General features: G+C 66.5%; 23 protein-coding genes and 1 tRNA gene. 9 read left to right on the top strand and 15 right to left on the bottom strand.

The window, feature by feature from the left end:
• Positions 1-21: 21 nt before the first annotated feature.
• Positions 22-97, bottom strand: a tRNA-Thr gene (locus tag FVF75_RS07280).
• Between the two features lie 47 nt (positions 98-144).
• Entirely contained in the window at positions 145-1,761 is a 1,617-nt protein-coding gene (locus tag FVF75_RS07275) for an ABC transporter permease (protein WP_246138021.1), read from the bottom strand.
• 127 nt (positions 1,762-1,888) lie between these two features.
• Between FVF75_RS07275 and FVF75_RS07270 the strand changes: the two genes are divergently transcribed.
• The gene (locus FVF75_RS07270; protein ID WP_148377269.1) at positions 1,889-2,764 is read left to right on the top strand and encodes a hypothetical protein; all 876 of its coding nucleotides are present in this window, start codon (positions 1,889-1,891) and stop codon (positions 2,762-2,764) included.
• A gap of 63 nt (positions 2,765-2,827) precedes the next feature.
• On the opposite strand, the gene FVF75_RS07265 is transcribed toward FVF75_RS07270, so the two are convergent.
• Positions 2,828-3,097, bottom strand: a complete 270-nt coding sequence (locus FVF75_RS07265; RefSeq protein ID WP_148377268.1) for a DUF2312 domain-containing protein — start codon at positions 3,095-3,097, stop codon at positions 2,828-2,830.
• 304 nt (positions 3,098-3,401) lie between these two features.
• On the opposite strand from FVF75_RS07265, the gene FVF75_RS07260 reads away from it, so the two are divergent.
• Positions 3,402-3,632, top strand: coding sequence for a peptidase (locus FVF75_RS07260; protein WP_148377267.1), 231 nt, complete (start codon positions 3,402-3,404; stop codon positions 3,630-3,632).
• 24 nt (positions 3,633-3,656) lie between these two features.
• A complete protein-coding gene (locus tag FVF75_RS07255) occupies positions 3,657-3,872 on the top strand; it encodes a hypothetical protein (RefSeq protein ID WP_148377266.1) in 216 nt (71 codons plus the stop codon).
• 13 nt (positions 3,873-3,885) lie between these two features.
• Here the strand turns inward: FVF75_RS07255 and FVF75_RS07250 are convergent, their stop codons facing one another.
• From FVF75_RS07250 to FVF75_RS07215, 8 genes are all read right to left on the bottom strand, one after another.
• Complete coding sequence (locus tag FVF75_RS07250) at positions 3,886-4,122, bottom strand: hypothetical protein (RefSeq protein WP_148377265.1); 237 nt, start codon at positions 4,120-4,122, stop codon at positions 3,886-3,888.
• A gap of 38 nt (positions 4,123-4,160) precedes the next feature.
• Entirely contained in the window at positions 4,161-4,487 is a 327-nt protein-coding gene (locus FVF75_RS07245) for a TraR/DksA family transcriptional regulator (protein ID WP_148377264.1), read from the bottom strand.
• Between the two features lie 94 nt (positions 4,488-4,581).
• Positions 4,582-5,526: a FliM/FliN family flagellar motor C-terminal domain-containing protein gene (locus FVF75_RS07240; protein WP_148377263.1), complete on the bottom strand. Its 945-nt coding sequence runs from the start codon at positions 5,524-5,526 to the stop codon at positions 4,582-4,584.
• A gap of 91 nt (positions 5,527-5,617) precedes the next feature.
• Positions 5,618-8,305, bottom strand: coding sequence for an ATP-binding protein (locus FVF75_RS07235; RefSeq protein ID WP_148377262.1), 2,688 nt, complete (start codon positions 8,303-8,305; stop codon positions 5,618-5,620).
• Positions 8,305-8,589 carry a hypothetical protein gene (locus tag FVF75_RS07230; protein WP_148377261.1) on the bottom strand — a complete coding sequence of 95 codons (285 nt, stop codon included), beginning with the start codon at positions 8,587-8,589 and terminating at the stop codon, positions 8,305-8,307. Before FVF75_RS07230 ends, FVF75_RS07235 begins: the two co-directional genes overlap by 1 nt.
• Before the next feature lie 4 nt (positions 8,590-8,593).
• On the bottom strand, positions 8,594-8,968 hold the full coding sequence (locus FVF75_RS07225; protein WP_148377260.1) for a response regulator transcription factor: 375 nt from the start codon (positions 8,966-8,968) through the stop codon (positions 8,594-8,596).
• Positions 8,969-9,048: 80 nt separating this feature from the next.
• Positions 9,049-9,855: a CPBP family intramembrane glutamic endopeptidase gene (locus FVF75_RS07220; protein ID WP_148377259.1), complete on the bottom strand. Its 807-nt coding sequence runs from the start codon at positions 9,853-9,855 to the stop codon at positions 9,049-9,051.
• A 44-nt stretch (positions 9,856-9,899) separates the two neighbouring features.
• Positions 9,900-11,207, bottom strand: a complete 1,308-nt coding sequence (locus FVF75_RS07215) for an XRE family transcriptional regulator (RefSeq protein ID WP_148377258.1) — start codon at positions 11,205-11,207, stop codon at positions 9,900-9,902.
• A gap of 218 nt (positions 11,208-11,425) precedes the next feature.
• On the opposite strand from FVF75_RS07215, the gene FVF75_RS07210 reads away from it, so the two are divergent.
• From FVF75_RS07210 to acs, 6 genes are all read left to right on the top strand, one after another.
• Positions 11,426-12,775, top strand: coding sequence for a substrate-binding protein (locus tag FVF75_RS07210; protein ID WP_148377257.1), 1,350 nt, complete (start codon positions 11,426-11,428; stop codon positions 12,773-12,775).
• Between the two features lie 104 nt (positions 12,776-12,879).
• Positions 12,880-13,911, top strand: a complete 1,032-nt coding sequence (locus tag FVF75_RS07205; protein ID WP_148377256.1) for a branched-chain amino acid ABC transporter permease — start codon at positions 12,880-12,882, stop codon at positions 13,909-13,911.
• Between the two features lie 10 nt (positions 13,912-13,921).
• Positions 13,922-15,127, top strand: a complete 1,206-nt coding sequence (locus FVF75_RS07200; RefSeq protein WP_148377385.1) for a branched-chain amino acid ABC transporter permease — start codon at positions 13,922-13,924, stop codon at positions 15,125-15,127.
• A gap of 14 nt (positions 15,128-15,141) precedes the next feature.
• Complete coding sequence (locus FVF75_RS07195; protein WP_148377255.1) at positions 15,142-15,897, top strand: ABC transporter ATP-binding protein; 756 nt, start codon at positions 15,142-15,144, stop codon at positions 15,895-15,897.
• 11 nt (positions 15,898-15,908) lie between these two features.
• Entirely contained in the window at positions 15,909-16,697 is a 789-nt protein-coding gene (locus FVF75_RS07190; RefSeq protein WP_148377254.1) for an ABC transporter ATP-binding protein, read from the top strand.
• 58 nt (positions 16,698-16,755) lie between these two features.
• Positions 16,756-18,699, top strand: a complete 1,944-nt coding sequence (gene acs / locus FVF75_RS07185; protein WP_148377253.1) for an acetate--CoA ligase — start codon at positions 16,756-16,758, stop codon at positions 18,697-18,699.
• A gap of 76 nt (positions 18,700-18,775) precedes the next feature.
• On the opposite strand, the gene FVF75_RS07180 is transcribed toward acs, so the two are convergent.
• From FVF75_RS07180 to FVF75_RS07165, 4 genes are read right to left on the bottom strand one after another with little or no spacing between them, the layout of a single operon-like run.
• Entirely contained in the window at positions 18,776-19,141 is a 366-nt protein-coding gene (locus FVF75_RS07180; RefSeq protein WP_148377252.1) for a DUF6768 family protein, read from the bottom strand.
• Positions 19,134-19,685 carry an RNA polymerase sigma factor gene (locus FVF75_RS07175; RefSeq protein ID WP_148377251.1) on the bottom strand — a complete coding sequence of 184 codons (552 nt, stop codon included), beginning with the start codon at positions 19,683-19,685 and terminating at the stop codon, positions 19,134-19,136. The genes FVF75_RS07180 and FVF75_RS07175 overlap by 8 nt, the downstream gene beginning before the upstream one ends.
• Positions 19,686-19,745: 60 nt before the next feature.
• On the bottom strand, positions 19,746-20,549 hold the full coding sequence (locus FVF75_RS07170) for a 3-hydroxybutyrate dehydrogenase (RefSeq protein ID WP_148377250.1): 804 nt from the start codon (positions 20,547-20,549) through the stop codon (positions 19,746-19,748).
• Entirely contained in the window at positions 20,546-22,057 is a 1,512-nt protein-coding gene (locus FVF75_RS07165) for a class I adenylate-forming enzyme family protein (RefSeq protein ID WP_148377249.1), read from the bottom strand. Before FVF75_RS07165 ends, FVF75_RS07170 begins: the two co-directional genes overlap by 4 nt.
• Between the last annotated feature and the right edge of the window lie 43 nt (positions 22,058-22,100).

Genomic DNA, 22,100 nt, shown 5'->3' with positions numbered 1-22,100 from the left:
CCCTGACCCAGCCTTGATGAATGGTGCCCCCAGACGGATTCGAACCGCCGACCTACTGATTACAAATCAGTTGCTCTACCAGCTGAGCTATAGGGGCGCCGGGCTTCGTTTAGTCCCTCCGCGCGCGCCGTTCAAGCGCTTCGATCAGCGGCTGGCGCGGGCCATCAGGGCAACGGCGGCGAGGCCGACGAGGATCACCAGCATCGCCGCGGGCGCCGCTTCGCCGATCTGCTCGAGCGAGGCCTTCTCGTAGACCCGCGTGGACAGCGTGTTGTAGTTGAACGGGCGCAGCAGCAGCGTGGCCGGCAATTCCTTGACGCAATCGACGAAGACCAAAAGCAGCGCGGTGCCGACCGAGCCGCGGATGAGCGGCAGGTAGACGGACCGCAACGCCCCCCCGGCCGAGCGGCCGAGCGAGCGGGCCGCCATCGGCAGCGACGGCGACACCCGGTCGAGCGCCGCATCGGCCGCGCCCTGCGCGATGGCGAAGAAACGCACCACATAGGCGTAGATCACGGCAAAGGCGGTGCCGGTCAGGATCAGCCCCGGGTCCCACCCGGTCAGTGCCAGCACCCCGTCCGCGAGCGTATTGTCGAGTGCTGCCAGCGGGATCAGGATGCCGACGCCCAGAACCGCGCCCGGCGCGGCATAGCCGATGGTCGAGATCGGCAGCACGCGTTTGGGTAGTTTCCTGGAGGTCAGCTTGACGCCGTAGACCAGAAACAGCGCCGCCGCCACCGTGACCACCGCCGCGATGCCGCCGACCGTCAGCGTGTTGATCAGCGCTCCGACCAGACCCGGGGCCAGCCAGCCCTCGGCATTGGCGACGGCATGGGCGAAGATCACCCCGACCGGCAGCACGAAACCCACCGCGAACGGCACCAGGCACAGCGCGGTGGCGATCCAGGCCACGGGACCGGTCAGGCGGATCGGCATCACCGGGCGCTGGTGGCGGGCGGCCTGGTAAAAGCGGCTCTTGGAGCGGCTGGCCTTCTCGATCCCGACCAGCGCCAGCACCACAGCCAGGATCACCAGCGAGATCTGCGCCGCCCCGCCGGCATTTCCCATCTCGAGCCAGGTGGTGAAGATGCCGGTGGTCAGGGTCTGCACGGCAAAGAAATCGACCACGCCGAAATCCGATACCGTCTCCATCATCACGATGGCCGAGCCTGCGGCGATGGCGGGGCGGGCCAGCGGCAGGCCGACGCGCCAGAACCGCGCGAAGGGGCCAGCGCCCAGCGCGCGGGCCACCTCGTAGATGCCGCCGGATTGCTCGCGAAACGCGGTGCGCGCCAGAAGGTAGACATAGGGGCTGAGGGCCGCGGCCAGCACCACCACCGCGGCCCAGCGCGACCGGATTTGCGGAAACCAGTAGTCCTGCGCGCTGTCCCAGCCGAACAGGCCGCGCAACCCGGTCTGGACCGGGCCGGAATACTCGAGGAAATCGACCAGCGCATAGGCACCGACATAGGCCGGGATCGCCAGCGGAAACAAAAGCAGCCACTCCAGCCAGCGCGACCCCGGAAAGCGATACATCGCCACCAGCCAGCCCGCCCCCGTGCCCACCATTGCGGCCAGAAGCGCGACCGACCCCGCGATCACCGCGGTGTTGCCCAGGTAGCGCGGCAGCGTGGTCTCGATCAGGTGCGGCCAGACGTTTTCCACCGGCGTCAGCGCGATCCAGACCACGGCAAGGATCGGCAGCACCACCGCCGCCCCGATCACCAGCGCACCCGCCGACCACGGGCCGGGCAGGCCCATGCGGCGGCGTGAGGGAATAAGTTGAGTGTTTTGCTCGACCATGACCGCACAGCTTTACCGCGAAACCGGTTTCACTGTCCAGAAAACACGCTATAAATGAGGGCGGTAACCCGGTGTCATTGGCCTTATGCATATCTCGTATCATATCGGCGCCCATTGCACGGACGAAGATCAGCTTATCAAGTCGCTGCTCAAGAACCCCGATGTCATGGTCAACGAGGGCATCGCGGTGCCGGCGCCCAGCCGCTATCGACAACTGGTCAGCAACGCGGTGAACACGCTGGGCGGCCAGAAGGCCAGCCCCGACACCCAGGACGTGCTGCTGGAGGCGATGCTCGACACCGACAGCGCCGAGCGAATCGTTCTGAGCCACGAGAATTTCATGGGCGCACCCCGGGCCGCGGTCGACGGCGATGTGCTCTATCCCAAGGCGCGCGACAAGACCTTCGCGCTGCGCAACCTGTTTCCCGACGCCAAGGTCGAGTTCTTCATGGCGGTGCGTGACCCGGCAACCTGGGTGCCGGCGCTGCATGCCAAGCTGACCGACACGCCGTTCCCGCATTTCCGCGCCTCGATCGAACCCGAGGCGTTCCTGTGGTCCGAAGTGGTGCGTGACATCCGCGAGGCCAACCCCGACAGCCCGATCACCGTCTGGTGCAACGAAGACACCGCGATGATCTGGCCCGAGGTGATGCACGAGGTCGCCGGCATCGACCCGCAGGTGCAGCTTATGGGCGGCTTCGACGTGCTGGCGCGGATCATGGCGCGCGAGGGGGTGAAGCGGCTGCGCACCTATCTCGGCACCCACCCGCCCGCCAACGAGATTCAGCGCCGGCGGGTGCTGGCGGCCTTTCTGGACAAATACGCGATCGACGAACAGATCGAGGAAGAGATCGACCTGCCCGGCTGGCCGCCGGAACTGGTCGAGTCGCTGACCGCGGCCTACGAGGACGACATGCTCGAGGTGGCGCGGATACCGGGGGTCACGCTCTTGACCGCCTGACGCTGCGGGCGCCGGGGGGCGCACCGCGCTTGTCGAAATCGAACAACAGTTCCGCGTTCAGGGCTACATGCCCAGCGCCTCCTTATACATTTCCAACACCGCCTCTTCCTCGGCGATATCGTCGCGGTCGCGCTTGCGCAGCGCGATCACCTTGCGCATGACCTTGGTGTCATAGCCGCGCCCCTTGGCCTCGGCCATCACCTCTTTCTGCTGGTCGGCGATGTCCTTCTTTTCCACTTCGAGCCGCTCGAAGCGCTCGATGAACTGGCGCAGCTCGTCGGCTGTGACGCGGTAGCTGGATTGGGTCTGGCTGTCTTCGATCGGTGCGTCCATTTTCGTCCTCCGGGGGGTTGGGCCCCCTTGCTAGCGGCCCGACCGGCGCCCCGCAAGTGGCCAAAACCGCCAGTGCGGGCGTTGCGCGGGGCGGCGTTTTTCGCTAACAGGTTCGGGCGGACCGACGGCCCCGGCATGACCGGGTGCACGCCGGGTCGCGCCCTAGCCGGGGCATTTCGCCCGGTGCCGGCACCCCGAAAAATTGACCTTCCGGCCGCCTGACGGCGTCGCGACCGACCGTGGACAGATCCGTCCACACTGCGCGCGCTGTCACCCGAGCGGCCGGACCAGCTCGGAGCGCCCGATGTCGAGATATGAACAGGAACTGAAGTGGCTGGCCTTTGCGCTGGGGATGGGATCGACCATCGCGCTGGTGCAGGACTGGGGGCCGTGGCCGATGTTCCTGGGCCTGCCGTTCTGTCTGTTGTGGATCTATTTTGCCTGGCTGCACGGCGAGCGGCAGTTGAAATACATCAACATCCTGTTCTCCGGCCTTTACGTCTACGGCATCGCCCGGTATCTGCTCGGCACCTGACACTGGGCGGAACCGGGGGCGCGAATGGGCTGGCTCATCATCATCGGCGTGATCGTTTCGGTCGCGGGGCTGACCGGGCTTGTCGCCTCGGCGCTCAAGGTGCTCAAGGCGAAACGCGCGGGCCTGGACGACGAGGCGCTGCGCGCCGCGGTGCGCGGGGCGATGACGCTCAATTTCGGCTCGCTGATGCTGTCGGCCTTCGGGCTGATCATGGTGATCGTGGGCGTGATCGTTACCTGACGCCTGCGTGCCTTCAGACCGGCATGTTGTCGAACAGATCGGCGGCCTCGTCCGAGGCGTCGGTATCGTCGTTGTCACAAGAGATCTGCACCGCCAGGTCAGCCAGATCGGCGGGCACCGCCAGGCCCTGACGGCGCATTTCGGCCAGCCGGGCGCACAATTGCCGGTGCAGGCGGGCACGGTCTTCGGGGTGGCGGGCGATCTGATCGGTGATCAGGTCGATCGCCGCGCGGATGTCTTCATATGCCATTGTCGCCTCCTTGTCCCGTGGCCGGGTCGGGTTTCGCTCTAGTCGTGCTTGGCGGCACAGACGCGGCAGAACGGGGTGTAGGGCACCACGTCCAGACGCTCGGTCGAAATCTCGTCGCCGCAACTGACGCAATAGCCGAATTCGTCCGCGTCCATCCGCGCCAGCGCGGCCTGGATCTTGGCGATTTCCACCTGCCCCGAACTGCCCATGCGTTCGAGCACCTCGTCATGCTCGCGTTCGATCGCAAGCTCTTCCCAATCCTTCGACTGGTGGCTGTCCAGAGTCTCGTCAAGCTCATGCAGGCGCTCGGTCAACTCGGCGCGCCGCGCCTCGAGGATCGCGCGGTATTTCGATGTGTCGATCATAGCGTTTCTCCCGCTGGTGCAGCGCATCGTCTCTGGTTGAGGTGGCTTCGGCCTTGATGCAAGTCAAGCCCGTGCCGGTTGCCGGCGGGAGGTGTCATAACGCCACATCCGGCGGTTGCGGCGGGTCCGGCGGCTCTGGTGGTGCGGACGGGGGCGGATCGGGCGGCGCCGGGTCGAGCGTCAGGCGCACCGCGCGGTGGCCGTTCGACTGGCCCAGCCGCCCGCGCCCGACCATCGCGCCGCCGAGGTCTTCGATCGCGATCTCGGACAGGGCACGGGCCGGGATCGTGAGGATCTGCCCGGGGGCCAGCGCGGTCAGTTTGGCCAGCGTCATCTCGATCCGGCACAGCGTCGCCGACAGCGCCACGCCGCTGGACATGACCTGCGCTGCCATGGCCGCGGCGAACCCGGCGTCGCCGCCCCCGGCGTGCGCGGGCCGGGGCGGCTCTGCCGGCAGGACAAGGTCGATCCGGCCCGACTTGGCGCCGCCGCCGAGGTCGACCGGCACCGAGAACCGGCGATAGGGCTGATCGGCCAGGGTGAGGCCGACTGTGCGCGGCTCGCCCAGCGCCAGGGCGAAACGGTAGCCCGACAGTTGCGGCGCATCGGGCAGGCCGGCGGCGGCCGCCTTGTCCTCGACGATCTCGAACACCCGGTCGATCATGTCGGCGCACATCACCGCGTCGGTGCGGGTCGGCACGCGCGGCTCGGCCCGGCGCGGCACCACCCGGCCGGTGGTCTGCACCTCGATCAGCGCGGCCACCAGATCGCCGTCCAGCACCGCCAGCCCGAAACGGCTGTCCGGCCCCTCGAGCAGCGCCATCAGCGTGGTCTCGGACAGGGTTTCGGTCAATGCCGCCAGCGTGGTGCGCACGTCTTCGACCGGGCCGGCGATCAGCGCCAGCCCCGCCACACCCTCGGCCGCCTGGGCGAGCGCGAGCCTCAGCACCCGGTCCAGGCTGGGCTGTCCGGTCTCGGGCGGTGCGCGTCCCGCGCCCGCCTTGCGCCTCAGCGCGCTTGGCCGATCATCATCGCTCATCCGGTCCGGCTCATGGCTGCGTTCACCCCGAGGTGTCGCAGAACAAGGTTTACAAAGCGTTGAAATCCTGACGGAACTCGGCGCCGCGCCCTCAGGCAGCCGCGTCCGCCTGCTGCGCCGGCATGGTGACCCGGAACGCGGCGCCGCCCTGCCCCGGCAGATAGGTCAGCTCGCCGCCCAGCTTGTCCATGATCTCGCGGCAAATCGCCAGCCCCAGCCCCGCGCCGCCGGCCTTCTGATGATCGGTCAGGCGCGAGAATTTCTCGAAGATCATCACCTGGCTTTCGGATGGAATGCCCGATCCGTTGTCGATGAAATCAATAACCAGAAGCCCGTCGCGGCGGTTCACGCGGATGGTCAGGCGCGGCGCGTCCGCATCGCAGTATTTGCGCGCATTGGCGATCAGGTTGATGAACACCTGCGCCAGGCGGTCGGTGTCGGTCTCGATCGTCACGTCCTCGCTGGCCGGATCGCGGCGCAGATCGAGCGGGGCGCCGCGCCCGCGCGACCCGGCCGCGGCCACCGCCCGGTCGATCACGTCGCGCAGGCTGGCGCGCTGGATGTTCAGCGTGACCTGCCCGGCCTCGAGCACCGCGAGGTCGAGCAGATCGTCCAGAAGCCGCGTCAGCCGGATCGCCTCGTCCTGGATGATGCCGGAATACTTGCGCTGATCGGTGGGGGCCAATGATCCGTCCTGCAGGATCTCGGAGAACGACCGGATCGAGGTCATCGGCGTGCGCAATTCGTGGCTGATCTGGCTGAGAAAGGCGTCTTTCTGGATCGACAGCTTGGTCAGTTTCTCGTTGGCTTCCGACAGCTTGCGCGCGGTGCGGCTGAGCTCCTCGGACTGGATCTCGAGCTGGCTGGAGTATTCCAGCATCTGCTGGGTCTCGTCTGCCACAGCCATCAGGTCCTCGACGGAAATCGACGCACCGCCGACGATCTGGCCGATCATCGCATGCGCCGTGGCCGCCCCGACCGAGCCGGACAACTCGCGCTCCAGCGTTGCCAGGAAATCGGGCGTGGTGTCAGGCAGATAGCCGGTCTTGCCCTGGTCGGCGGCGATGGATTGAAACAGTGCCTGGGCCTCGGACGGGCCCATGATGCGCTGCGCCATGACCAGCAGATCCTCGGCCTCGGCGGCGCTCTGGGTCCAACCCCGGGCCGAGCGCGAATGCTCGAACACGTCGACGAACTGCGCGCCCTGAAGCCGTTCCAGCGGGGTCGGGAAGGACATGATCGAGAAGCCGAAGAAACACAGCGTGTTGAGCACCATCGACCAGAACACCGCATGCACCACCGGGTCCATGCCCTCGATGCCGAAAAACGCCTGCGGGCGCAGCCAGCCGATGCCGAACGGGCCTTGTGCCATCATCTCGGGCGAGAACACGTTGCCGAAGGACGGCAGAAACAGCGCGTAAATCCAGATCGCAAAGCCGACCAGCAGACCGGCGGTCGCCCCCACCCGGGTCGCGCCGCGCCAGAAGATGCCGCCCAGCATCGCCGGCAGCACCTGCGACACGCCGGTGAACGAGATCAACCCGATCGCCGCCAGCGCGGTGCCGCCGCCCGACAGGTTGTAGTAAAAGTAGCCCAGCGCCAGAACGCCCGCGATGGAAAAGCGCCGCGCCATCAGGACGACATGGCGCACGTCGCCCGCCATCGTGGCGCTGTCGGCGCGCAAAGACAGCCACAGCGGCATCACGATGTGGTTGGACACCATCGTCGACAGGGCAATGGCGGCGACGATCACCATCGAGGTGGCCGAGGAGAAGCCCCCGAGAAAGGTCAGCATCGCCAGCGTGTTCTTGTCGAAATGCAGGGGCACGGTCAGCACGAACAGGTCGGGGTTGGACCCCGCCGGCAGCACGTTCAACCCGACCACCGCGATCGGCACCACGAAAAGGCTCATGCAGAACATGTAGAGCGGAAAGGCCCAGGCGGCGGTGGCAAGCTGGTTCTCGTCGACGTTCTCGACCACCAGCACCTGAAACATCCGTGGCAGGGTCAGGACCGCAGCCGCCGACAGGAAGGTCAGCATCGCCCAGCGCCCGCCGTTCAGGTTCCAGTCCGCGATCGGCGAGGCGTCGATGGTGCGCGCGATATCGGCCGGGCCGCCCGAAACGCCCCAGACCACGAAGATCCCGACCGCAAGCAGCGCCACCAGCTTGACCACCGCCTCGACCGCGATGGCGGTGACGACGCCGTGGTGGCGTTCGTTCACGTCGAGGTTGCGGGTGCCGAACATCACCGTGAACACCGCCAGCCCCGCCGCGACCCAAAGCGAAATCGTGTGCTCGCCGGGGGGCGATCCCCCTCCGATCACCCGGTCGGGGGCGAAAACGCCGAACGACAGCGTCACCGACTGCAGTTGCAATGCGATGTATGGGGTGGTTCCGACCACAGCCAGAAGCGTGACGAGAACGCCGAGCAGGGTCGACTTGCCGTAACGCGACGAAATCAGGTCGGCGACCGAGGTGACGCGCTGCGCCCGCCCGATCCTGACCAGCTTGCGCAACACCCACCACCAGCCCGCCATCACGATGGTCGGGCCGAGATAGATGGTGACGAATTCAAGCCCCGAACGCGCCGCGTAGCCGACCGCGCCGTAAAACGTCCAGGCGGTGCAATAGACCGACAGCGACAGGGTATAGACGATCGGCGCGCGCAGCCATTTGCCGCGTCCCGCCCGCGAGGACTTGTCGGCGGCGAAGGCGACGCCGAACAGGAAGGCGACATAGGCAAGCGAGACGAAGACCAGCAGGTTGAAGCTGACCATCAGAGCGGCTCCCCGCCGCCGGGTTCACGCGGGTCCGAGCCGACGCCCTGGGTGCCGCGCGACAAAAGCCGGGTCAGCACCGCCGAGACCACGATCAACACCAGCCAGACCGAGAACAGGTAGATACCGCCCGACGAGGTTGCCCGGGTCTCGCCGCCCGATCCCAGGATCGGCAGGAGGAAAAACAACAGCCCGATCACCGGCACCATGCGCACCGCGTCGATCAGCCGGCGGCGACGGTATGTGCTCTGGGCTAGAAAGACCCTGTCACGCCGTCCCGCCATCGGCCTAGTCCAGATCCCCGGCGATTTCGCGCAGGGCTTTCAGCATCTCGGCGTTGGAAAACGGCTTGGTCATGAACCGGGTCGCGCCCAGCCGGTCGGCCAGGTCGCGATCCTTTTTCTGGCCGCGCGCGGTCAGCATCAGGACCGGCAGCGCGGCGAACTCCGGGTCGGCGCGCAGATCCTGGAGGATCTCGTAGCCCGAGCGCCCCGGCAACATCACGTCGAGCACCACCGCATCGGGTGCGGCGGCGCGCACCGCCTCGGCCGCGGTCTCACCATTGGCGTGGGTCGAAACCTCCCAGCCGTCGCGGCTCAGGATGAAACTGATCGCCTCGGTGATGTTGGGCTCGTCTTCGACCACAACGATCTTTTTCGGCATGTGCTCCCCTTCCGGCCGCTCCCGAACGACCGTTGGCGCCGACTATCCCCAAAGCATGGCCGCGTGTCAAAACCTTGTGTTCAGGGTTCGCCCCGCCGACCAAGCGACACGCCGTCGCGCGCGATCACCAGCCCGACCGCAAGGAACTGCGCGCCGAACAGGATCAGACCGGCCAGGTCGCTCTCGAGCGCCGGGAACAGCCAGTGCGACAGGTTGAACATGGCATGCAGCACCAGGACCGCGGTGATCGAGCGTCCGGTGCGGTTCCAGACCCAGGTGAACAGAACCGAAATCGACATGAGCGTGACCAGCAGGCCCCAGAAGGGCTTGCCGTAATAGGGTGCGGCGTCGTTCGGAAACAAGAAAAGCGGCACATGCCAAAGCGACCAGACCGCCCCCACCGCGAGGCTCGCGCCAAGCCCGCCGAGCCGGTCCTGCAAGGGGTCGAGCAGCGTGCCGCGCCAGCCGAATTCTTCCTGCAACGGGCCGCCGAGCAACAGGATGTAGAAAAACGCAACCGGGATGGCGATCGGCTGGGTCCAGACCTCGCCGCCGAATGCCGGCACCCCGGCCAGGCTCGCGATCACCGCCGATCCGCCGACCAGAACCGGAAAGGTCAGGAACACCACCGCATACCAGCGCCAGCCGATCCGCAGACGCCCGGCACGGCGGGCCAGCGACCAGACGCCGGAAAAACCGCCGCGCACGCTGGCCACGACCAGGGCCCCGACCAGCGGTCCCCAGGCGGCGGGTGTTCCGCCGCGGGTCAGGCGGATCAACGTGTCGGACAAGTGCACGCCGCGGTGATCAAGCATCGGGATGGACCAGAACCCCCAGCTCCAGCCGAACGTGACAAGGAGGAACAGGGCGATATGGCGCGTCGGCATGGCGGTCCTTTCTGCCCGAATTCTGCGCGAAAACCGGCTTCAAGTCATCCCTGGTCGCCCATGATCGACGGTTCGCGCCGGGCCGCGCAGCCTTCGCGCGGGCAGATCCGGCAGGTGCTTCCGACCGGGTCGGCGGGGCCGCCCGCGTCGGGGGCGGGCAGGATCAGCATCGTCGCCTCGAACACCATCGGCGCGGAAAACCCGGTGGTGGCGCGCGGCATGCAGATCGCGTGACACAGAAACCGCCGCCCGACCCGCCCCGGCATCTCGACCAGCGCGCTGACCGGCTGCGACGGGCGCACCAGCGCGCGGTAGAGCGGCCACAGCGGGCAGGCCGCGCCGAAACGCGGCAGCGAAAACCCGGCGATGGGCTTGCGCAGGGTGAGCGTCCCCGAACCATCGCAGGCCACAAGCCCGCTGTCGGCCCCGGTCAGCGAGGCGATCCGGCGCAAAACCGCGTCCGGCCCGACCCCGAACGCCTCGGCCAGACGGCCCGGATCGTCGGTGGCGGTGCGCGAAGTGGCGAACGGCCCGGCCTGCATCGCGCGCGCGTCCGCCAGGTACCGCCCCAGCATGTCGCGCGCCATCGCGATGGCGCCGGGGTCGCGCAGGGTGTCGGCGGTCTCCAGCAGCGCCTCGATCTCGGCCTCGCCGCCCCGGGGCTCTTCGAGCGGCGCGAAGTGATAGCCGGCGGCCTCGATGAAGGCGGCCAGTTCGTCGGCGGGCGACAGGGGCCGTTCGGTCATGTCGCCGCCGGTATCGAGATAGGCCACCAGCCCCTCGGCGCTGTCGGACAGACGCTGGCTTTCCTCGCGCACGTTGCGCAGGAACCGGGCCTGCCAGTCGGGGTCGATGTCGCGGGTCTCGGTCAGGATCGAGGCGGCCGAGCGGATCGCGGTGACCGACGACAGCATCTCGTGCAGCGAGGCGGCCAGTTGCGGGTCATGGGTCAGGCGGTCGGACAGGGTTTCGACCAGGCGTTCAAGCTCGGATATCCGGCGCGCCTGGGCGTTGACCAGCCCGGCCCAGCCCGGCAGCCGCCCGACCAGTTCTTCGGCCCGGTCAAGCTCGGGCGCGGCCTGCCCGGCGGCTGCACCCGACAGGCGCGCGGCGGCGTCGCGCAACTGGCTGAGAACGGCGGCTTCGGCCCCCTCGGACAGTTGCGTCGGCTCGACCGACAGTTCGCGGGCCAGGTCGACCAGCAGCTTGCCGCCGATTCTGCGTCGATTGTGTTCGATCAGGTTGAGATAGGCCGGCGAGATGCCGACGGCGCGCGCCAGATCGGCCTGGCGCAGGCCAATGGCGCTGCGCCTCTCGCGGATACGACTGCCGGTTAGTCCCGAGACCGCCATCGCGATTCCCTTTGTTTTCCATGCGGTTTCTGCATGTGCGCGAAAATTTCTTTACAAGAATAGCACATTACTTGTTCATTTGTTTACAAAAAAATCGTTTATCCCGAAGGAGTTGTTGCGGGATTTTCTGTCTGCCCGCAATATTGCGCCAGCTCTGTAAAGAGCCCGGGGCGCGTGCGAGGAGGGCCGCGTCCGGATCACAAAACGGGAGGATTTCCATGTCCAAGACCAATTTCACCCGTCGTGGGCTGATCAAGACGGGTGCCGCCACCGGCGCCGGCCTTGCTCTGCCGACGATCTTCACGTCTGGCGCCATGGGCTTCACCAACGAGCCCACCGGCTCGACCGTGAAGCTTGGTTTCAACGTGCCCCAGACCGGCCCCTATGCCGAAGAAGGGCTGGACGAGCTGCGCGCCCAGGAGCTTGCGGTCGAGCACATCAACGGGATCGGTGACGGCGGGATGCTGAACACCTTCTCGTCGAAGGTTCTCGATGGCACCGGCATCCTCGGCAAGAAGGTCGAGTTCGTGACCGGCGACACCCAGACCAAGTCGGACGCGGCGCGCGCCTCGGCCAAGTCGATGATCGAAAAGGACGGGGTCCTGATGATCAACGGCGGCTCGTCCTCGGGCGTGGCCGTCGCGGTGCAGAGCCTGTGCCAGGACGCCGGCATCATGTTCATGGCGGGTCTGACCCACTCGAACGACACCACCGGCAAGGACCGCAAGGCCAACGGCTTCCGCCACTTCTTCAACGCCTACATGTCGGCCGCGGCCCTCGGCCCGGTGCTCAAGAACGTCTACGGCACCGACCGTCGCGCCTATCACCTGACCGCCGACTACACCTGGGGCTGGACGCAGCAGGAATCGATCCAGGCCTCGACCGAGGCGATCGGCTGGGAGACCGTCAACAACGTGCTGACCCCGGTCGGCGCGGGCGACTTCTCGTCCTACATCACGCCGGTGCTTCAGTCGGGCGCGGACGTGCTGATCCTGAACCACTACGGCGGCGACATGGTCAACTCGCTGTCGCAGGCGGTGCAGTTCGGCCTGCGCGACGCGATGGCCAACGGCAAGCAGTTCGAGATCGTCGTGCCGCTCTACTCCGAGCTGATGGCCGCCGGTGCCGGCGACAACATCAAGGGCGTCTACGGGTCGATGAACTGGAACTGGCAGCTGACCGACGAGGGCACCCAGGCCTTCGTGAAGTCGTTCGGCGAAAAGTTCGGCCGTCCGCCGTCGGGTTCGGCGCACACCTGCTATGTGCAGACCATCCTCTATGCCGACGCCGTGACCCGCGCCGGCGCCTTCAACCCCTGCGCCGTGGTCGAGGCCCTCGAAGGCTTCGAGTTCGACGGGCTGGGCAACGGTCCGACGCTGTATCGCGCCGAGGACCACCAGTGCTTCAAGGACGTGCTGGTCATGAAGGGGGCCGAGAACCCGACCACCGAGTATGACAACCTCGAGATCGTCGAAGTCACCCCGGTCGACCAGGTCATCTACCCGCCGAACCACCCGATGTTCGGTGGCGACGAGGCCTCGCTGGGCGAGTGCAACGACGGCGCATGATCGGCGAATGACACGCCGTGGCCGGGCGGGGGTCTTCCCCGCCCGGCCATCATCGAAACCGGGCAACAGACCCGGCTTTTCCTGAACACGCACGGGTGGGGACCATGGACGCCATCATTCTTCAAATCCTGAACGGGCTCGACAAGGGATCGGCCTATGCGCTGATCGCGCTGGGCCTGACGCTCATTTTCGGCACGCTCGGGGTCGTGAACTTCGCCCATGGCGCCTTGTTCATGATCGGGGCCTTTGTCGCGGTCAGCTTGCAGCGCCTGTTCGGCATGTCGTTCGAACAGATCGACGAGACCAAGACCGACTTTCTCGGCAACCCGCTCAAGGTGAACGTCCCCTATGTCGACAGCTGGTTCGGCCCCGATGTGGGCGAATGGCTGATCGACTGGTCGGTGCCGCTGGCGATCCTGGTGGCGATCCCGGTGATGCTGCTGGTCGGGTTCGTGATGGAGCGCGGGCTGATCAAGCATTTCTACAAGCGCCCGCACGCCGACCAGATCCTCGTGACCTTCGGCCTGGCCATCGTGCTTCAGGAACTGATCAAGTATTTCTTCGGCGCCAACCCGATCCAGACCGGTGCGCCGGATGCCTTCACCGGCTCGTTCGATTTCGGACGGCTGATCGGCTTCGACCCGAACGTGATCATCTACCCCTACTGGCGGCTGGTCTACTTCGCCTTCGCCGCCGTGGTGATCGGCGCGGTGTTCTCCTTCCTGCGTTTCACCACCTTCGGCATGGTGGTGCGCGCGGGCATGGCGGATCGCGAGACGGTTGAGCTGCTGGGGATCAACATCGACCGCCGCTTTACCATCATGTTCGGGATCGCCGCCGCGGTCGCGGGGATCGCCGGGGTGATGTACACCCCGATCCTGGCGCCGAACTATCACATGGGGATGGACTTCCTCGTGCTGAGCTTCGTCGTCGTCGTGGTCGGCGGCATGGGCTCGCTGCCCGGCGCGGTCGCTGCCGGCTTCCTGCTCGGCATCCTGCAAAGCTTCGCCTCGATGAACGAGATCAAGGCGATCGTCCCCGGTATCGACCAGGTCATCATCTACCTCGTCGCAATCATCATTCTGCTGACCCGTCCGCGGGGCCTGTTGGGCCGTGCCGGCGTGATGGAGGACTAAGTCAATGCGTCTGCTTGGCCTTTCCAGAAAAGACACCCGCTTTCTCCTGATCGTCATCTTCCTGACGATGGCGACACCGATCCTGCTGCAGCCCTTCCCCGAAGGCTCGGGGCTGGCGACCTTCAACGCGGGCTATCCCGACCTGATGCAGCGCTTCGCGATCTTCGGCATCTTCGCGATCGGCTTCAACATCCTCTTCGGCCTCACCGGCTATCTCTCGTTCGGCCACGCGGCCTTCCTCGGCGTCGGTTCCTACACCGTGGTGTGGATGTACAAACTGCTCGACTACAACGTGGTCTACGGGCTGCCGCTGGCGGTCGCGGTGTCGGCGGTGTTCGCGGTGGTGATCGGATACGTCTCGCTCCGGCGCTCGGGCATCTACTTCTCGATCCTGACGCTGGCCTTCGCGCAGATGTCCTATAACCTGGCCTATTCGGTGCTGACGCCGCTGACCAACGGCGAAACCGGCCTTCAGGTCTATGGCAACGACCCGCAGGTTCTCCTCGGGGCGACCGAGGCCAACAGCCCGCATTTCTTCGGCTGGGTGATGAACGACAACTTCTGGGAGCCGGTGATCGGCGGCTGGAAGTTCACCTTCAACAACGGCTACTACTTCACCGCGATCATCGCGATCATCGCCTTCTATGTCTCGCTGCGCATCTTCCGCTCGCCGTTCGGCCTGATGCTGCGGGCGATCAAGACCAACCAGACGCGCCTGAACTACACCGGCATCAACACGCGCCCCTACACGCTGGCGGCCTTCGTGATCTCGGGCATGTATGCCGGTCTGGCCGGTGGCCTGATGGCGGCGATGGACCCGCTGGCGGGCGCCGAGCGGATGCAGTGGACCGCCTCGGGCGAGGTTGTCCTGATGACCATCCTCGGCGGCGCGGGCACCCTGATGGGGCCGATCCTCGGCGCCGGGTTCATCAAGTATTTCGAGAACATCTTCTCGAAGATCAACGACAGCGTGCTGCACGGCTGGTTCGGCTTCCTGCCCGACGGGCTCGAGGATTTCCTGATCGGCGTCAGCCACTTCTTCGTCGGCAAGTCCTGGCACCTGACGCTTGGCCTGCTGTTCATGCTGGTGGTGGTGTTCCTGCCGGGCGGCCTCGTCGAAGGCGGTCAGCGCATCGCGGCCATGTTCCGCAAGAAGTCCGGTGGCAAGGACGACGCCGCCCATCAACCCAAACCCGCGCCCCACGTGGCCGAGTAGGAGGAACCTGAGAAATGGGAATCCTTGAAGTCAAAGGCGTGGGCAAGCGCTTCGGTGGCCTGCAGGCGCTGTCGGACGTGAACCTCTCGGTCGCGGAACACAGCGTGCACGCCATCATCGGCCCGAACGGCGCCGGCAAGTCGACGCTACTGAACGTGTTCGTCGGCAAGCTGATCCCGGACACCGGCAGCGTGATGTTCAACGGCCAGTCGGTGCTGGGGCGCAAGCCGCACGAGATCAACCAGATGGGCATCAGCCGGGTGTTCCAGACGCCCGAGATCTTCGGCGACCTGACAGTGATGGAAAACGTGATGATCTCATGTTTCGCCAAGCGCGACGGGGCGTTCCGGCTGCACGCCTTCCGCACCGTGGCGCATGAGGCCGACATCGTCGAACATGCCGAGCAGGTGCTGGAAGACGTGAACATGCTGGACAAGCGCAACATGCATGCGGCCTCGATGTCGCGCGGCGACAAGCGGCGGCTGGAAATGGCGATGTGCCTGTCGCAGGACCCCCAGCTTCTGCTGCTGGACGAGCCGACCGCGGGCATGGCGCGGGCCGACACCAACAACACCATCGCGCTGCTGAAAGAGATCAACCAGAAGCGCGACATCACCATGGTGATCATCGAACACGACATGCACGTCGTGTTCTCGCTGGCCGACCGGATCACCGTGCTGGCCCAGGGCACGCCGCTGGTCGAGGATACGCCCGAAAGGATCAAGGGCCATCCGAAGGTGAAAGAAGCCTATCTCGGCGAATCGGCGTAAGGGACAAAGCAATGACCGACAACAACCTCATCGGCGAGACCAAGCCCCGCGAGCCGCGCGATTTCTCGAAATTCGCCAACCACGCGGCGACCGCGCCGGCGTTCTTCTCGGCCTGGGACGTGCACGCCTATTACGGCGAAAGCTATATCGTGCAGGGCGTCACCTTCAACATCCACGAAGGCGAGATCCTGGCGCTTCTGGGCCGCAACGGGGCGGGCAAGACCTCGACCCTGCGCGCGATCGCGCGCACCGGATCGCCGCTGGTCACGCATGGCGAGATCTGGCTCGACCACAAGCCGCTGCACAAGATGAAAAGCTACGAGGCCGCGCAGAACGGGCTGGCGCTGGTGCCCGAGGACCGGCGCATCATCCAGGGCCTGACGGTCGAGGAAAACCTGCAACTCGCCCAGATCGCCGAGCCAATCGGCTGGACGCTGGAACGGGTCTATGAGCTGTTCCCGCGCCTTGGCGAGCGGCGCAAGCAGGAGGGCACGACACTGTCGGGCGGCGAACAGCAGATGCTGGCCATCGCCCGCGCGCTGGTGCGTGACATCAAGCTGTTGCTGCTCGACGAGCCTTACGAGGGCCTCGCCCCGGTGATCGTCGACGAAATCGAGAAAACGCTCAACATCATCAAGGAACAGGGCATCACCACCGTGCTGGTGGAACAGAACGCCCTGCGCGCGCTGGAACTTGCGGATCGGTCGGTGATCCTCGATACCGGGACCGTCGTCTTCGACGGCGCCGCGAAAGAGGTTCTCGACAACGAGGAGCTACGGCAGGAATATCTGGCGATCTGAGCCGACCGGCCCGCGACCGCGCGGGCCCCCGACCCGGCCAGGCAGGAGGAAGACCCACATGACGGAAATCAAGACCTATCCGCCCTCAGCGGATTTCGTGAAGAACGCCCATGTCGATGCCGCGAAATACCGCGAGATGTATGACCGCTCGATCAACGACCCCGAGGGGTTCTGGACCGAAGAGGCCAAGCGGCTCGACTGGATCAAGGCGCCGACCAAGATCAAGAACGTCGATTTCAGCTATCCCGACGTGTCGATCAAGTGGTTCGAGGACGGCGAACTGAACGTCTCGGTCAACTGCGTCGACCGTCACCTCGCCACCCGCGGCGACCAGACCGCGATCATCTGGGAGTCGGACGATCCCGAGGTCGACCGGCACATCACCTATAACGAGGTGTCGCGCCAGGTGAACAAGATGGCCAACGTCATGAAGAGCCTGGGCATCGCCAAGGGCGACCGCGTCGTGCTCTACATGCCGATGATCCCCGAGGCGGCCTATGCGATGCTGGCCTGCACGCGGATCGGCGCGATCCACTCGATCGTGTTCGCCGGGTTCTCGCCCGAGGCGCTGGCCGCGCGGGTGTCGGGCAGCGACGCCAAGCTGATCGTGACCGCCGACCAGGCGCCTCGCGGCGGTCGCAACACGCCGCTCAAGGCCAATGTCGACAAGGCGCGCGCCATTTGCGGCGACGTGCAGGCGCTGGTGGTCGAACGCACCGGCGAGGATGTGGGCATGAAGGAGGGCCTGGACCATTCCTTCACCGCGCTGATGGCCGAGGCCGCCGAGGACTGCCCGCCCGAGCCGATGAACGCCGAAGATCCGCTGTTCATCCTCTACACCTCCGGTTCGACTGGCCAGCCCAAGGGCGTGCTGCACACCACCGGCGGCTATCTGCTGTGGGCCGCGATGACGCATGAAATCGTGTTCGACTATCACGATGGCGACATCTTCTGGTGCACCGCCGATGTCGGCTGGGTGACTGGCCACAGCTACATCGTCTATGGCCCGCTGGCCAACGGCGCCACCACCCTGATGTTCGAGGGCGTGCCGACCTACCCGGACGTGGGCCGGTTCTGGGCGGTTTGCGAAAAGCACAAGGTCAACCAGTTCTACACCGCCCCCACCGCGATCCGCGCGCTGATGGCGCATGGCACCGAGCCGGTGAACAAGCACGACCTGTCGTCGCTCAAGGTGCTCGGCACGGTCGGCGAGCCGATCAACCCCGAGGCCTGGAACTGGTATAACGAAACCGTCGGCAAGGGCACGCGCCCGATCGTCGACACCTGGTGGCAGACCGAGACCGGCGGCCACATCCTGACCCCGATTCCCGGCGCGATCCCGACCAAGCCGGGCTCGGCCACGCTGCCGTTCTACGGCATCGTCCCGGCGATCCTCGACCCGCAGACCGGGGCCGAGATCACCGATACCGTGGCCGAAGGCGTGCTCTGCCTCAAGGACAGCTGGCCCGGACAGATGCGCACGGTCTATGGCGACCATGAGCGTTTCGTGAAGACCTACTTCTCGGACTTCAAGGGTTACTACTTCTCGGGCGACGGCTGCCGGCGCGACGAGGATGGCTACTACTGGATCACCGGGCGAGTGGATGACGTGATCAACGTCTCGGGTCACCGGATGGGCACCGCCGAGGTCGAAAGCGCACTGGTCGCCCACCCGGCCGTGTCCGAGGCCGCCGTCGTCGGCTTCCCGCACGACATCAAGGGGCAAGGGATCTACTGCTATGTCACGCTGATGGACGGCGAGGAATACACGGACGAGTTGAAGACCGAGCTGCGCAACTGGGTGCGCAAGGAAATCGGCCCGATCGCCAGCCCGGACCACATCCAGTGGGCGCCCGGCCTGCCCAAGACCCGTTCCGGCAAGATCATGCGCCGCATCCTGCGCAAGATCGCGGAAAACGACTACGGCGCGCTGGGCGACACCTCGACGCTGGCCGATCCGTCCGTGGTCGAGGACCTGATCGAGAACCGGATGAACAAATAACTGCCCGGCCCTTCGGGGCCGATGGCGGGGCGCGGCCGGGGCTTGTCCCCGGCCGTTCGCGTATCCGCCGGCCGGGTCACTCCCCCCGGCGCGTCGCCAGGATCAACTCGACGCGCTTGAGTTCACGCAGGATGCGGTCGGCCTGCATCTGCGGCATCAAGCTGAATTTCAGGCTGGCGCCGATGATCCAGGCCACCGCCATCGAGATGCCCCATTTCACCGCACCCAGCACCTCGGTCGCCTGGTAGAAATGCACGGCACACCAGACGCCGACGACAAACAGCGCGGTCTGGGTGACCATGATCACCCATGTGACCCAGCCCAGCTTGCCGCGAAACTGCTTGAGGCCCAGCGCGAACCAGCCGTATTCCTGTGTTTCCTCGAAGATTTCCCGATCCTCGCCTTCCAGCGCCTCACGGATCAGTTGATCGAGCTTACTCATCGTCCATTCCTTTCAATTGCGCATAAAGCTTCCGGCGCGCGTGCATCAGGCGGGTCTTGACCGTGCCGACCGGCACGTCGAGCGCGGTGGCGACCTCGGCAACGCCAAGGTCTTCGAGATAGAACAGCGCCACCGTGGCGGCCTGTTCGCGCGGCAGCGTGGCGATGGCGGCGCGCACCTGGGCCGCGTCGACCCCGGCGGGGCCGGCCTCGGCGGTGACCGGGTCCATCTCGGCGGCGACCTCGTCGGCCAGCTGCCTGCCGCGCTGGCGCCGGGTGATTTCCCTGGCCACCCGACGGCTGACGATGCGCAGCGCCCAGGGCAGAAACGCCGCATCGTCGCGCAGCCCGTGCAGGCCGCGCAGGATCTCGACCCAGGCCTCCTGCACGACATCGCGCGCCGCCTCGCGTTCGCCCAGCAGCCGCGCCGCATGGGCAAACAGGCGCGGCCCGCGCAGCCGCACCAGTTGCGACAGCGCCCGCCGGTCGCCCAGCCGGGCCGAGGCCACAAGATAGGCTTCAAGCGCCCGTTCCGCCGCGTTCATCGCCCGCCTTTCGCTGCCGATACCACAAGGTGCGCGGCAGGGCCGATCCGGTTCAATCCCCTATTGCGCGGTCCAGCCGCCATCGACCGGAATGGTGGTGCCGGTGACGTTATGGGCGATGGGCGAGGACAGCCACAGCGCCAGCGCGCCGATTTCTGCGGGGTCCGAGGTGCGGTGCGAGGGCTGTTTTTCCGCCAGCAGATCGGCGGTGCCCTTGTCGCGGTCGCCGCCGTATTTCTCGGCCCGGGCCGCGATCTGCGGCTGGATCAGCGCGGTCTCGGTCCAGCCCGGCGCGATGCAGTTGACGGTGACGCCGCCCGAGGCCTTGCTGCCCGCGTCGGCGTATTCCAGCGCGGCGACCTTCGACATGCCCACCAGCCCGTGCTTGGCCGCGACATAGGGCGCCTTGTCCTTCGATCCGACCAGCCCGTGCACCGAGGCGATGTTGATCACTCGGCCAAAACCGCGTTCGGCCATCCGGGGCAGCGCCGCGCGCATGGTGTGGAACGCCGCCGACAGGTTCACCGCGATGATCGCGTCCCAGGTCTCGACCGGCATGTCGGCGATCGACGCGGTGTGCTGGATACCGGCGTTGTTGACCAGGATGTCCGCGCCGCCCCAGGCCTCGACCGCGTCCATCAGGGCGGCGATGCGGTCGGGGTTGCGCAGGTCGCCGTGAAAGAACTCGGCCTCCGGCGCCCCGGCGGCCTCGAAGGCCTCGCAGGCTTCGCGGATCTCCATGTCGCCGGAGATGCCATGCACCGCGATGCGTGCACCGGCGCCCGCCAGCGCCTTGGCCACGCCAAAGCCGATGCCCTGCACCGAGCCTGTCACAAGGGCGGTCTTTCCGCTCAGATCGGTCATTCCTTCATCTCCTTCAGACGTTTGCGCAGGTCCGTTTTCAGAACCTTGCCATAGTTGTTCTTGGGCAATTCATCGAGCCAGAAATAGGCTTTCGGCCGCTTGAAACGCGCGATTTGTGCAAGGCAGTGCGCGTCGAGCGCAGTTTCGTCAACCTCGGCATCGCGCACCACGAAGGCCACGACTTCCTCCCCCCATTCCGGGTTTGCGCGCCCGATCACCGAAACCTCGCGCACGCCGGGATGGGTCAGGAGCGCCTCTTCGACCTCGCGCGGATAGATGTTGGTGCCGCCCGAGATGATCACGTCCTTGGAGCGGTCCATCAGCGTCACGTAGCCGTCCGAGTCCATCGCGCCGATATCGCCGGTCATCAGCCAGCCGTTCACCAGCGTTTTCGCCGTGGCTTCGAGGTTCTGCCAATAGCCCGGCATCACCGGCAACCCCCGCACCATGATCTCGCCGGTCTCGCCCGGCGTCAGCGGCTTGCCCTCGGCATCGCCGATGCGCACCTCGACAACGCTCTGCGCCCGCCCGACCGAGCCGAGGCGTTCGCGCCAGCGCGGGTGGTCGCGGTCGGCAACCTCGGCACGGGTCAGGACGGTGATCGACATCGGGCATTCGCCCTGGCCGTAGATCTGCACGAATTTCGGCCCGAACCAGTCCACAGCCTCGGTGATGTCGGCCAGGTACATCGGGCCGCCGCCATAGACGATGGTCTTGATCCCCGCCGCCCGGTCGCCCGCCGCGCGGGCCGCATCGGTGAACCGGCGCACCATGGTCGGCGCCATGAAAATCGACAGCGGCCCCTGGTCGCGGGCCGCTTCGATCAGTTCGGCCGCGTCGAACCCGCCCGACGCCGGGCAGATATGGCGCGCGCCCTTTGCGACGTGGATCGGCGCGTAAAGTCCCGCACCGTGGCTCATCGGCGCCATGTAGAAGGCGGCGTCCCGTGCCCCGACCTGATCGACATCGAGGTGATAGGACAGCGACATCGCCATCAGCATGCCGTGGCTGATGAACACCCCCTTGGGCCGCCCGGTGGTGCCCGAGGTGTAGAACAGCCACGCCAGATCGCCCGGCGACCGGTCCACGACCGGGGCGGGGTCGGTCCGGCACATGGTGGCAAAGCCGTTCCCCGCCACGTCGATCAGGTCGACCCGCGTTTTCGCCCCCAACCCGGCGCACAGGTCAGGCGTGACCACGCAGAGCCGGGCGCCGGAATCCTCGAGGATGAAGGCCGCTTCTTTCGGGTGGAGCTTGGCGTTGACCGGCACCGCCGCCGCCCCGGCGATCCAGGTGCCGAACAGCGCCACAAGGTAGTCGGGGCAGTTCTTCATGAACAGCGCCACCCGGTCGCCCGGCGCGATTCCCCTTGCCGCAAGTCCGGCGGCGAACCCCGCGGCGGCCCGGTGAAACTGGGCGTAGTCCGCCACCATCTCGCGCCCTGAGAACAACGCCGGGGCCGCGCCGTTCACCTGTGCGACCCGCTCAAGCCAATGGGCGATGTTCACCGCGCCGCCCCCGCGCCCTGCGCGCCGGTTCCGGCCACGCGCG

The sequence above is a fragment of the Maritimibacter fusiformis genome, assembly GCF_008086115.1.
Lineage (GTDB): Bacteria > Pseudomonadota > Alphaproteobacteria > Rhodobacterales > Rhodobacteraceae > Muriiphilus > Muriiphilus fusiformis.
Note: the sequence above shows the minus strand (reverse complement) of the source record. Positions and strands in the feature narration are given on the sequence as shown.